This is a genomic window from Actinomyces sp. oral taxon 849 str. F0330 (assembly GCF_000239715.1).
GTDB lineage: Bacteria > Actinomycetota > Actinomycetes > Actinomycetales > Actinomycetaceae > Actinomyces > Actinomyces johnsonii.
Map to the genome: position 1 here is coordinate 97,449 of NZ_JH470349.1, position 11,281 is coordinate 108,729.

An 11,281-nucleotide genomic window follows, 5' to 3' on the forward strand; every position below is an offset into this window, starting at 1 on the left:
AGCGCCGCACCCTCAGCCGAGCCCACCGCGGACCCAACCGCCACGGCCGACCCCACGGTCAAGCCGACCGAGGACCCCACGGTCAAGCCGAGCGAAGACCCCACGGTCAAGCCCACGGCCGACCCCAGTGCCGCACCCTCGGACAAGCCCACCGCGGACCCAACCGCCCCCGCCGACCCCAGCACCGCACCCTCCGCCGACCCCAGCGCTGCGCCCTCGGATCCGCCCGCCGATTCCTTCACCGGATGGAAGACGGAAAACGACAAGAAGTACTACTACCAGAAGGGCAAGAAGACGACAGGATGGGCCGAGATCGAGGGCCATCTGTACCACTTCAATGACGACGGCGTCATGTCCACCGGCCGGCTCACCGAGGGGAAACTCACCTACTACTTCGGTTCTGACGGCATCCTGCGAACCGACACGTGGATCGACGAGGGCGGCCACTGGTACTACGCCGACAACCACGGCGCCTTACTGACCGGGATGAAGAAGGTCGGTGACCACTCGTACTACTTCGATAAAGACGGCGTCATGGCGGCCGCCCAGTGGGTGAAGTCGGACGATAACTGGTACTACGCCGAAGGCTCCGGGGCTCTTGCCACCAGCAAGTGGATTTCCGTGGATGGGAACTGGTACTACCTCAGGGACAACGGCGTCATGGCCCTGGGGCTGACGCAGATCGGTGACCACTCGTACTACTTCACCGGCAACGGTGCTATGGCCGAGAACCGTTGGGTGAATGAGGATGACAAGTGGTACTACGCCAACCCCGGCGGCGCCGTCGCCACGGGTTGGAAGATGATCGGCGGCGCCTGGTACCACTTCGACGACAAGGGCGTCATGGCATCCAAGGGCTGGGTCGCCTCGGGCGGACAGTGGTACTACGTGGAGGACTCCGGCGCCATGGCCGCAGGCAAGTGGTTGGACGTCAACGGGCACTGGTACTACTTCCAGCCCAATGGTGCGATGGCGTCCGGCTGGAAGCAGGTCGACGGCGCCTGGTACTACCTCCAGCCCAGCGGCGCGATGGCGACCGGCTGGGTCATGGACGGAGGAAAATGGTACTACCTCAACGCCAACGGTTCCATGGCGACCGGTTGGAAGCAGGTCGACGGCACCTGGTACTACCTCCAGCCCAATGGTGCCATGACCACCGGCTGGGCCACGATCGACGGCGGCCAGTTCTACTTCCACAGCAGCGGCGCACTCATCCGGTGACGTCAGGTACCAACCTGACCTGAGGAACGATCACAGACAAGGCGGGGTTCCAAGCAGATCACAGTTCTCTGCTTGGAACCCCGCCCTCTTTGTCAGGACACGGTTGCTGCGTCAGTCCTCACCCAGTCGATCGGGAAAGCTCCTCAAATACGATGCGACGCCGTCGATCGCTTCTACTTCCACTCGCAGGCGATACCGTCCTTGTCACGGTCCAGCTCGGGCCGGTATCCGGGTTGGCCTCGATAGAGCGGCGCCGCACCCGCATCACGAGCCGCCTTGCAGTTGCGGTAGTAGACGCCGCCCGAGTCGGACTCGGGCTGAGCCGGTGCCTCGCCCGCGCCGGACGAGGCACCGGATCCGGTATCTCGCTCGCTCGTATCCGAACCCTGTTCCGCCCCTGGAGCAGAGGGAGCCGCCACCGGCGGGGCTGCGGGAGCCTCTGTCGCCGGCACCGGCGACGGTGAGTAGATCACCGTTGGCACTGGCGACGGACTGTAAACAACCGTGGGGACAGGGGTTGGCGAATAGACCACGGTGGACTTAGGCGCCGCCTGCTGCTGAGCCGGTGGAGCATGATCCGAGGATCCAGCAGCACCAAACCCGGCCCCGAGAATGAACGTCACGACACAAGGGACAGACTTCCTCAAGAGATTCCGGCGCCTCGACATGGGCCGATAGGACTGACCGGGCCCAGCGTAAGAGAATGTTGGTGGGATGGGAGATGGAGGGGAGGTGTTCACTGGTGCCTCAAGTCACGAGAAGGGATCATGGCGGCTAGCCGAGATAAGTGAAGCACCTCAGCGATGGTAATAACCTGCGAGACCATAAAATGCAACCACATCGCAACTTACCCTTTTCTTCCCTATTGGAAGACGCGGTTTCTAACGTCACCCCCTTTAATACGATCTTCATTCTCCACAGGATCAGCGAGCACCCAGCAATCCGCACCATCTCAACTCGCACGACGCGAACGGGCATCACGCATCGGAAACGCGCCCACAAACCGGCACAACCAGATGTGCTTCGTTCGCCACACCCGGGTACAGCGAACGAAGCACATGGAATCTGCAGGGCATCCGGCAACACCTCAGCCCGACACGACAGACGTATCGCGCTCCCTACTTAGTCTCACAGGCGATGCCGTCTCCATCTCGATCCAGCTCGGGCCGGTAACCGGGATCACCCTTGTACAACGGTGCAACGCCAGCCGCCTTGGCTTCCTTGCAGCTGGCGTAGTACTCCTTCTGGGGCTCAGGTTTCGAGTCCGATTCCTTCTGAGGCTCAGGCTCGGACTCCGGGGTCGATCCCCCCTTGGAGCTCTCCCCTGAATCCGAGCCACCACCACCGAACCAGCCGCTCCAGCCCGACGAGTCCTCCGTCGGCTCCGCGGCGGGCTCCTCAGCAGGCGCCTCCTTGGAGCCAGCGGAGTCACCACCCCCTGAACCCGGCTGGGACTCAGCCGGCGCAGTCGAAGGCGCAGCATCACCGCTGGTACTAGAAGTATCGTCACAGCCGGCCAGCCCGGCACCAAGAACCAGGGCAAGGACCACGGGAGCCGTCATCCTCAGCAGTCCCCGACGCCTCGCCGTCGGGGAAGACGCTGACGCAACAGAGGAACAGGAAAACATGGGAGGAATTGGGGGCAAAAAAGGCGCGTTCACGAAAGCCTCGAGTCACGAGAAGGGATGGTGGGCGGCTAGCCGAGATAAGTGAAGCACTCCGAAGGCAGTAATAACTCATAGAATCGTAAATTGAAATCGCATTGATACAGACTATCGTCACTGTCGTCGCAAGCAAAAATCGAGATGAGTTCGCTTCATTTCTCCATCAAGCCCAAAGCCCGTCTCCTCGAGGGCGAGTCGCAGCCGGCAGCCACGCAGCCACGTAGGACCGGGGTTCGATGGACAAGGGTCCGAGGAGCGTACTGAGACTCAACCGCAGGGGCGATGCGGCTCTGGGGTCGGCAGCCACACGCTTCCTGCCATGAGCACCACCCGCCCCTCATCACCCACTCCCGCTTCAGAAGCCCCTGCGCCGTCGACCTCCGATCGAACCTTGGCCCCGAGCGCAATGCCCCGCACCGACCGGATGACAACGGCTGCGCTGACCGTCTTCGTCGGCATCTACAGCACGTTCTTCTTCCCCTTCCGCGTCAGTAATTTCATGCCATCGAAAGCCGCTCTCGAGGTCACCATCGCGCTCTACGTCGTGCTCTTCGCCGTCGGATGCGTCGCCTTCCGCCACCCGCTGGCCCACGCCTTCAAACAGATAGCGGCTCACAAGCGCCGGGCGGTCCTCACCCTCATCGCGGGCAGTATTGCATCCCTGGCCATCGAGCTCGTCGGCTCTCTGACATCCTCGGCTCTACTCGACTTCACCGGCCTGTCCGGAGCAACCCTGCAGAACGACTCCAACATCGGCAGCGTCATACGGATGTTCCCGCCGATCGTCATCGTCATCGTACTCGGGGTCCTGGGCCCCGCGGTGGAGGAGATGGTCTTCCGACGGCTGCTCATCGGACTCATCGGACGCATTGCGCCAACCTGGGTCGCCGTCGTCGTCTCCAGCATCCTGTTCGGCACCCTACACATGAGCTCGTTCACGCTCTCCGAGGTACTGGGAGTCCTCCCCCAAGCCTTCTTCGGGCTGGGTCTGGGCCTGCTCTATGTCAGGACCGACCACAACCTGCTGTATCCGGCAAGCATCCACTGCCTCAACAACCTCAGCGCCTTCCTGACCCTCCTCCTGCACTGACTCCCCCATCCCGCCCTGCCGTCCGCCTCACTCAGGAAAAGAGCGAACCATGACAACCAAGAACCGCGCAGCTCGTTCTCCCACCGGAGTCGTCGTCGGCCTGACCCAATCGCGGGTTTCACCGCCAACCCGTGGCTAGGTCTGGCACTCGGAGGCGGCGGAGCGGTGGCCATCACCGTCATCCTCCTGATCGTCTCTCTGGTCAGGACCAACCGTTTCCACGTACCGGAGCATCGCCACCCGTAGCTCGCAGTCCCGCATTCTGCCGGAGCGGCGCCTCAACAGGCCACTTCAGCAGGCCCGCATGTTGCGGCAACATAAGCACTTATCTCAACGCCGCCACAACAACTCCTCGTGTTGTCTGATGCCCACAGGACGGCGCACACACGCCCGCCCGAACCCGGAATGACAACAGACAACACCATAGGAAGAAGACCACGATCAGCAGCATCGCGGCCTCGCTGACCTCGAAGGCCATTTCATCTTCCCGGTGGACAAGGAGGCCTACTCCTTCGATAACGGGACACTGACCCTCAAGGGGAAGAGCCAGTCCAGATCGGCCAAGGTGGATCACACCACCGAGACGGGCTAGGAGATCTTCACCGTCACGTAGGAGGGGATGAGCAAAGAGGGAGGAGACACAGAAGAACACAGAAACTCGGGAGACATCATCCATGACGTCGGGCGGCGGCCGGCAAAGGCTGCCTGAAGGGCCGACCGCCGCCTGAAGGGCCGGAACCCGACCGGCCAGTCCCCAACGGGGGAGACGGTGCATGCTTCAACGGAGCAAGCCTGCCGTCTCCCCCGTTCCCGGCTCCCGTAATGCTCAGTTCTTGGTGTAGTGAGCCACGTAGTCGATCTGGATGTCGGAGACTGCCGGGGTGAGCGGGCCGGGGACACCGCCGTCGACGGTCTCGTACTGGTTCGCGCTGCCGTTGGGATCCATCGCCCCGGTCTGAACCCCGAACCACATCCGTTTGTTGGTGATGTCCTCCCCGACATTCTCCCGGGTGACACGCCCCCACTCCTGGCCGTCGAAGGTGAAGGCGATGTAGCCGTCCTCCACGATGGCACCGTAGGTGTGCCAGCCGTTCATATCCGGGTTGTCGAAGACCCGCTGTTCCTGCTTGTGCTTATCCGGGTCGGGTTCGCCCCAGTGGTAGGTGCCCGACACCTGTGGTCCATTGACGCGCCCCTCAGCAAAATCGATCTCCGGCGGCCAGACCTCGTCCTCCGGCCACAGCAGCATCGCGTAGCCGATTCCCTTGGCCCGGGGGAACTTGGCGCGCACCTCCCACCGGCCACGCGAGGTGGCGAAGGCGTCTGCGCTCGAGGCACCGCCCGCGCTCCACTGTCCGTTCTGGTACTGGGTACGGATCACCAGCGCACCGTTCTCAACGAAGGAGTTCTTCTGCGACATCACCCCCATGGCACCGTGACCTACAGCAGGATCACCCCAGCCATAGTGCCCCCATTTTGTGTCCTCGAAGGAGGCGTCGAAGCCCTCGAAGTAGTCGACATTCCAGCCGTTTATCTCTGCCTCGGAGCGCCCCCGACCCGAGCCTTCGGAGGGTTGCGAGGGCGAGGCGGATCCAGCGTCAGATGGCGATCCAGAGGCGGACGGCTCGCCCGACGGGGCGGCAGTGGTCGGCTGCTCCACGCTCGACGATGAGGGCGCCGGCGCAGAGGCATCGCCGGCGGGTGTCACCGAGGCCGCAGCACTGGCGGGACCGTTCGGGGAGGCCTGCTCGGTGCCGGCAGCGGTCGAGTGTGCAGAGGTCGTGCCCGGGGCGGCGCCCTGGGGGTGGGTCGGCAGGCAGGCGGTGGCCGTCGCAGCGGCCAGCCCTGCGATCATGAGGAGTCGGATTGATCGAGCGGGCTTCACGGTCATCTCCTTTCGGTCGTGAAGATCACACTAACCGGTCGGTTGTGAGATGAACAACTCCTGAACGCTTCTCGCCGACGGTCCGCGCTGCCCGCCCCTATGGACGGATGATTGAGCTGTCGCCGCTGACATAGGCGATAGCGAGCCGGTGCATCTGGGCCAACTCACCGACGGTTCTCACGAGCGCATCGGCGTGTGACCAGCCAACTCCTATGTGGATGAAGTCCGCGCCGATGACGTAGTCACCGACCGGCAGCCCCTCGGCCTCTCTCGCGTCGAGCTCCTCATCCATCAGAGCGTAGGGTCCGTTGAGCGGGGGGAAGGTGCGGATGAGATCGCGGTAGAAGGATTTGATCGGCCGTGTGGAGCGTTCGGTGGTGTCGTAGTCGTGTGGCTCCTCCCACTGGGAGACTTGCTTCCACCACTGGGGGAAGTCCGCGTCCGTGACCGTCTCCGGCTCGAAGACCAGGATCTCGTAGCTCATGGCCCGAGGCTAGGAGCGGGCCCGAGCCCCCAACCATGGAGACGGCTCCCCACAGCACCCACCCTACGCCGACTACGCCGGGCGATAGGTGAAGCGTTCCCAGCCCAGGGCCTCGATCCGCTCGGCCATGCGCTCGCACATCCCGTCCCAGCCGGGCGCCACGACGTCGAACTCACCGGTCGTCCCCTCCGAACGGGCCTGCTGGAGGGCGTAGACCCGCGCCCCCGCGGCATGCACCCGACGGGCGACCTCGACGGCGTCGTCGGCCGTCACGTCCTTGGGCACGACGGTGGTGCGCACCTCGAACTCCGGTCCGCCGCGACCGGCCGCTTCGACGAGCACCTCCAGGCTCTCCCAGGCCTTCGCGGCCGCGTTCGCCCGACCGACCACCTGCCCGTAGTGCTCGGGCAGGGCCTTGACGTCCAGCCCCACCCAGTCGACGAGCCCGGCCTCGATCATGTCGCGCAGCCGCCGCGGGTAGGGCCCGGCCGTGTGCAGCCCCACATGGAAGCCCATGTCGATGACCTCGCGGGCGGCATCGGCCAGAGCATCCTGGCGCAGCGCCTCACCGCCGGTGAGGACGACGCCGTCGAGCAATCCCCTCCGGCGGCGCAGCAGGGCGCGCACCTCCTCCCACGCCACCTGGCCGGGCGTGCGGGCGGGGATGAGGGCCTGGTTGTGGCAGTAGAAGCAGTTCCAGGGGCAGCCCTGCAGGAAGACGGTCGCGGTTAGGTGGTCGGGCCAGTCGACCGTGCTCATCGGGACAAGCCCGGCGATCACCAGGTCATCGGCCGGACGGTGGTCGGGGCTCTCCCCCGCCGTCGGAACGGGCAGGGAGGCCTGCGGGCTTCTCGGCAGGGAGTTCACGACGGCTCCTCTCACGTCTTGTCGTTACGGCACCGGGCCGCTGGGTGCCGTCGCCGGAATCATCCGCCGGCGCCCAGCGGTCTCGGCAGGTCCTTTCAGGCGCTGACCGCGCTCAGGCGCGAGACGGCCGGACCGTGGCCGCCGGCGGCGACCTCGGTGAACATTTGCCGCTCCATGTACTCGCCCTTCTTGCCGATGTTGAAGGAGCGCACGGGGCGGAAGTAGCCCATGACGCGGGTCCACACCTCGCACTCGACCGGCTCTGCCTCCGGGTGGAGCTCGGCGCACTTGTCACAGGTGAGGTGCTCGCCGGCCAGATATCCGTGGACGGGGCAGATGGAGAAGGTCGGAGTGATGGTGATGTAGGGCGTGCGGAAGGCGGTCAGGGAACGGCGCACGAGCTCCTTGCAGGCGGCGGCCGAGGAGATCCGCTCGTTCATGTACAGGTGCAGGACGGTGCCACCGGTGTACTTGGTCTGGAGTTCCTCCTGCATCTCCTGGGCCTCGAAGGGGTCGTCGGTGTACCCCACGGGGACCTGGGAGGAGTTCGTGTAGTAGGGGTTGGTCTCCGTACCGGCCTGGAGGATGCCGGGGTAGCGCTTGCGGTCCTCCTTGGCGAAGCGATAGGTGGTGCCCTCGGCCGGCGTGGCCTCCAGGTTGTAGAGGTGGCCGGTGGCCTCCTGGAACTCGACCATTCTGTCCCGCACGTGGTCCAGGAGGCGCACGCACATGGCGTGACCGCGCGGATCGGTCAGGTCGTAGGCGTCGTGGGTGAAGTTGCGGACCATTTCGTTCATGCCGTTGACGCCCAGGGTGGAGAAGTGGTTGTCCAGGGTGCCTAGGTAGCGCTTGGTGAAGGGGAACAGGCCGGCGTCGATGTGGTGCTGGATGACGGTGCGCTTGAGCTCGAGGGTGTCGCGGCCGATCTCGAGCAGCTCGTCGAGCCGAGCGGTCAGGGCGGCCTCGTCGTCGGCGTAGAGGTAGCCGAGCCGGGCCATGTTGATGGTGACGACGCCGACCGACCCGGTCTGCTCGGCCGAGCCGAACAGACCGTTGCCGCGCTTGAGCAGCTCGCGCAGGTCGAGCTGGAGGCGGCAGCACATGGAGCGGATCATGCCGGGGTCGAGCTCGGAGTTGATGAAGTTCTGGAAGTAGGGCAGGCCGTACTTCGCGGTCATGGTGAACAGAAGCTCGGTGTTGGGGGCGTCCCAGTCGAAGTCACGGGTGATGTTGTAGGTGGGGATGGGGAAGGTGAAGACCCGGCCCTCGGCGTCGCCCTCAGTCATGACCTCCATGAAGGCGCGGTTGATGAGGTCCATCTCCGCCTGGAGGTCGCCGTAGGAGAAGTCGCAGACGTCATCGCCGATGAGGGGGTACTCGTCGGCGAGGTCCGCGGGGCAGGTCCAGTCGAAGGTGAGGTTGGTGAAGGGCGTCTGAGTACCCCAGCGTGAGGGAACGTTGAGGTTGAAGATGAGCTCCTGCATGCACTGCTTAACCTGGTCATAGGTCATGTCATCCAGGCGGACGAAGGGCGCCATGTAGGTGTCGAAGGAGGAGAAGGCCTGGGCGCCGGCCCATTCGTTCTGGAGAGTCCCCAGGAAGTTGACGATCTGCCCGACGGCGGAGGAGAAGTGCTTGGCGGGGCCGGCGGCGATGGCACCGGGGACGCCGTTGAAGCCCTGCTGGAGGAGGTCCTTGAGGGACCAGCCAGCGCAGTAGCCGGCGAACATGTCCAGGTCGTGGATGTGGAGGTCCGCATTGCGGTGGGCCTGGCCGGCGACCGCCGGGTAGACCTGGCTGAGCCAGTAGTTGGCAACGACCTTGCCGGAGGTGTTGAGCATCATCCCGCCCAGTGAGTAGCCCTGGTTGGCGTTGGCGTTGACGCGCCAGTCGGAGCGGTCCAGGTACTCGGTGATGGTGGCGATGGCGTCTACGGTGGGGCGCTCGCCGCGGGCGACGGCCGAGTCGGCCGAGCCGCGGGCCACGAGACTCGGGTCGGTGGCGGCGTCGGGCGTGGCGGCCACGCGGCTGCGCCGAGCCGTCAGCTGCGGGGGTGGTGGAGGCAAGGTTCTTCTCGAGCACGGGTCTCTCCGATGGTCCTTCTCGTTCCTGTTCACGGCCTTGTCGAGCATCGATGAGGCCGGTCCTTCTGGGTGCCGTCAGTGACTGAGCACTGCCCGTTGGGGGCCAACCGGTCAGCGGCACCGGTGCCGACCATACTCCCAAATCACATCGATGAGACACATCATCTTGTGTCTTAATTGTATATCAACCACAACATATTGCGATAGAGGTGAGGACTTTTGTCCCGATAGGTGACGCCTTCCCGCGCGATCTCGCGGATACCTCCAGCGGCCGCAGGCAGGCTGGCAAGCTCCCTCGGAGAGCACATATGAGGTCCAGATCACTCCCGCTCGGCGTGTTGGGACGAGGGCGGGAGCGCAACCCTCACCCCTGCGCGCGATCGCTCTGCGCACGATCCATTTGCGCCGCCGGCCGCCTGCTATCCCCCGACGAAGAGGCATCACCAGAGCTGTGGAAGACCCTCCGAGGGAGGTTCGTGTCCAAATCGGAGACAAAGGAGCCCAACCACTTTTCGTCGAGCCACGCGAACCGCGGAATCATGAGGTTCTGTCAAGCGCGCTCAGCGCCAGCAACCACCTTTGTCACCGATTTGGACACTCCCCACCACTCCAAGGCCCTCTGCACGTCCGGGACGACCTGATGCGCGTAGACATCCTTCCTCGTGAAGCGCAGTGGCAGGAAGCCACGGGCAACAAGCCGGCGGTCGCGCCATCGGTCGAGGCCGAACTGGTACTCGTCGCAGTGGTAGGTGTAGCCGTCCAGCTCCACGACCACCCATCCCTCAACCACCAGGTCCACCTCGCCGACGCCCTCGATCTCCACCCCATCCTCGAAGCTCAGGCCTGCAGCCTCGAGGTCCATGCGCGCCAGCGTCTCCAACGGAGAACGGGACCGGTCGCTGGCACGATCGAGCCGTGCGAGCGCCCGAGCCGAGCCAGGGCCGCGCAGCAAGTCCCGAACCTGATCGGCAGTGACGCGCTCATCGTGAAGTGCTGCATCAAGAGCGATAAGCGGAGACTCGTCCTGAACGTGGCAGCGCAGAAAACGAGCCAGCGCCTCCGGAAGTGGCTGCACCGGGTAAGAGGTTGGCAATAACCGAGTCCGATGTCGGTCTGCATGGAGCACCTCCCGCCCAACAACCGAGAATCGCCTACCTGTCGCGACCACAAGATGAACCTGATCGGCCCCTTGGACCACCGGCAGACCGTAGTAGCGCATGGCGGCCCGACAGGTAAGAAGCCCTCCATGAATCCGGGCCAGAACAACGGCGCGCTCAGCACCTGGGATACCGACAACACCATGCTCGTGGGCAATGAGCTCACCGGCTCTCACAAGAGAGGCGATATGACGGCGCTGGGTGCGAGACAGGTCAAGGTCCCGAACGCGCACCGCGCCGTAGCAGCCACGAACAACGGCGAGCAGGTCTGTGTCCACAGTGTTCATGGGGCCCATTGCCGCCCGACTGCAGAGTGGGCGCAACCCGACTCCAGCGCCCTGCGGACAACTGGCGCATCCGTCAGCCTGTGGCCTCCAGGACCCATCGAAGTGGGTAGTGCCCCGTAGTGTGGTGTAGCGCGGTGGTTGGGCTGCTGTTGGTGGCAGCGCGGTCACCGTGTGATCCTTCGAGGAATCTCCTACAACCCACTCGAACGGAGTCATCACGATGACCGCTCCTCATATTGTCGACCCTGAGCGTCTTCTTGGCGAGGCTCTTTCTCAGGCCTCGCCAGACCTGATGCGTAGCCTGCTGCAGACGGTGATCAACTCCCTGCTGAGCGCCGAGGCTGATGCGGTGTGCGGTGCCGAGTACGGTCAGGCCAGCCCTGAGCGCCGGGTTCAGCGCAATGGCTATCGGCACCGGGACCTGGACACCCGGGTCGGCACGATTGACGTGGCCGTCCCCAAGCTGCGCACTGGCTCGTACTTCCCCGACTGGCTGCTTGAACGCCGTAAACGGGCCGAGTCCGCACTGATCACAGTGGTTG

11 protein-coding genes are annotated in these 11,281 nt (G+C 64.5%); 4 read left to right on the forward strand and 7 right to left on the reverse strand.

Annotated elements, in window-relative coordinates:
- Positions 1-1,221 (forward strand): hypothetical protein (locus HMPREF0975_RS17075; protein WP_009232553.1); only part of this gene is annotated, 1,221 nt, incomplete at its 5' end.
- A 173-nt stretch (positions 1,222-1,394) separates the two neighbouring features.
- Here HMPREF0975_RS17075 and HMPREF0975_RS15390 read toward each other — a convergent pair.
- Both HMPREF0975_RS15390 and HMPREF0975_RS14585 read right to left on the reverse strand, forming a co-directional pair.
- Complete coding sequence (locus HMPREF0975_RS15390) at positions 1,395-1,694, reverse strand: excalibur calcium-binding domain-containing protein (protein ID WP_232212437.1); 300 nt, start codon at positions 1,692-1,694, stop codon at positions 1,395-1,397.
- Between the two features lie 645 nt (positions 1,695-2,339).
- Entirely contained in the window at positions 2,340-2,783 is a 444-nt protein-coding gene (locus HMPREF0975_RS14585) for an excalibur calcium-binding domain-containing protein (protein WP_009232554.1), read from the reverse strand.
- A gap of 421 nt (positions 2,784-3,204) precedes the next feature.
- On the opposite strand from HMPREF0975_RS14585, the gene HMPREF0975_RS02545 reads away from it, so the two are divergent.
- Positions 3,205-3,975 carry a CPBP family intramembrane glutamic endopeptidase gene (locus HMPREF0975_RS02545; RefSeq protein ID WP_049939348.1) on the forward strand — a complete coding sequence of 257 codons (771 nt, stop codon included), beginning with the start codon at positions 3,205-3,207 and terminating at the stop codon, positions 3,973-3,975.
- An 826-nt stretch (positions 3,976-4,801) separates the two neighbouring features.
- On the opposite strand, the gene HMPREF0975_RS02550 is transcribed toward HMPREF0975_RS02545, so the two are convergent.
- From HMPREF0975_RS02550 to HMPREF0975_RS16565, 5 genes are all read right to left on the reverse strand, one after another.
- Positions 4,802-5,866 carry a glycoside hydrolase family 16 protein gene (locus HMPREF0975_RS02550; protein ID WP_232212438.1) on the reverse strand — a complete coding sequence of 355 codons (1,065 nt, stop codon included), beginning with the start codon at positions 5,864-5,866 and terminating at the stop codon, positions 4,802-4,804.
- A 91-nt stretch (positions 5,867-5,957) separates the two neighbouring features.
- On the reverse strand, positions 5,958-6,344 hold the full coding sequence (locus HMPREF0975_RS02555; protein ID WP_009232557.1) for a hypothetical protein: 387 nt from the start codon (positions 6,342-6,344) through the stop codon (positions 5,958-5,960).
- A gap of 72 nt (positions 6,345-6,416) precedes the next feature.
- Complete coding sequence (locus HMPREF0975_RS02560; RefSeq protein ID WP_049939388.1) at positions 6,417-7,178, reverse strand: anaerobic ribonucleoside-triphosphate reductase activating protein; 762 nt, start codon at positions 7,176-7,178, stop codon at positions 6,417-6,419.
- A gap of 128 nt (positions 7,179-7,306) precedes the next feature.
- A complete protein-coding gene (locus HMPREF0975_RS02565) occupies positions 7,307-9,343 on the reverse strand; it encodes a ribonucleoside triphosphate reductase (RefSeq protein WP_009232559.1) in 2,037 nt (678 codons plus the stop codon).
- Between the two features lie 502 nt (positions 9,344-9,845).
- Positions 9,846-10,157 (reverse strand): hypothetical protein, encoded by a 312-nt coding sequence (locus HMPREF0975_RS16565; protein WP_009232560.1) that lies wholly within the window; start codon positions 10,155-10,157, stop codon positions 9,846-9,848.
- A 384-nt stretch (positions 10,158-10,541) separates the two neighbouring features.
- Here HMPREF0975_RS16565 and HMPREF0975_RS16570 point away from each other — a divergent pair, with 384 nt between their 5' ends.
- Positions 10,542-10,859: a hypothetical protein gene (locus tag HMPREF0975_RS16570; protein WP_009232561.1), complete on the forward strand. Its 318-nt coding sequence runs from the start codon at positions 10,542-10,544 to the stop codon at positions 10,857-10,859.
- 100 nt (positions 10,860-10,959) lie between these two features.
- Positions 10,960-11,281: IS256 family transposase (locus tag HMPREF0975_RS02575; RefSeq protein ID WP_009232562.1), on the forward strand; the 322-nt coding region annotated here is incomplete at its 3' end.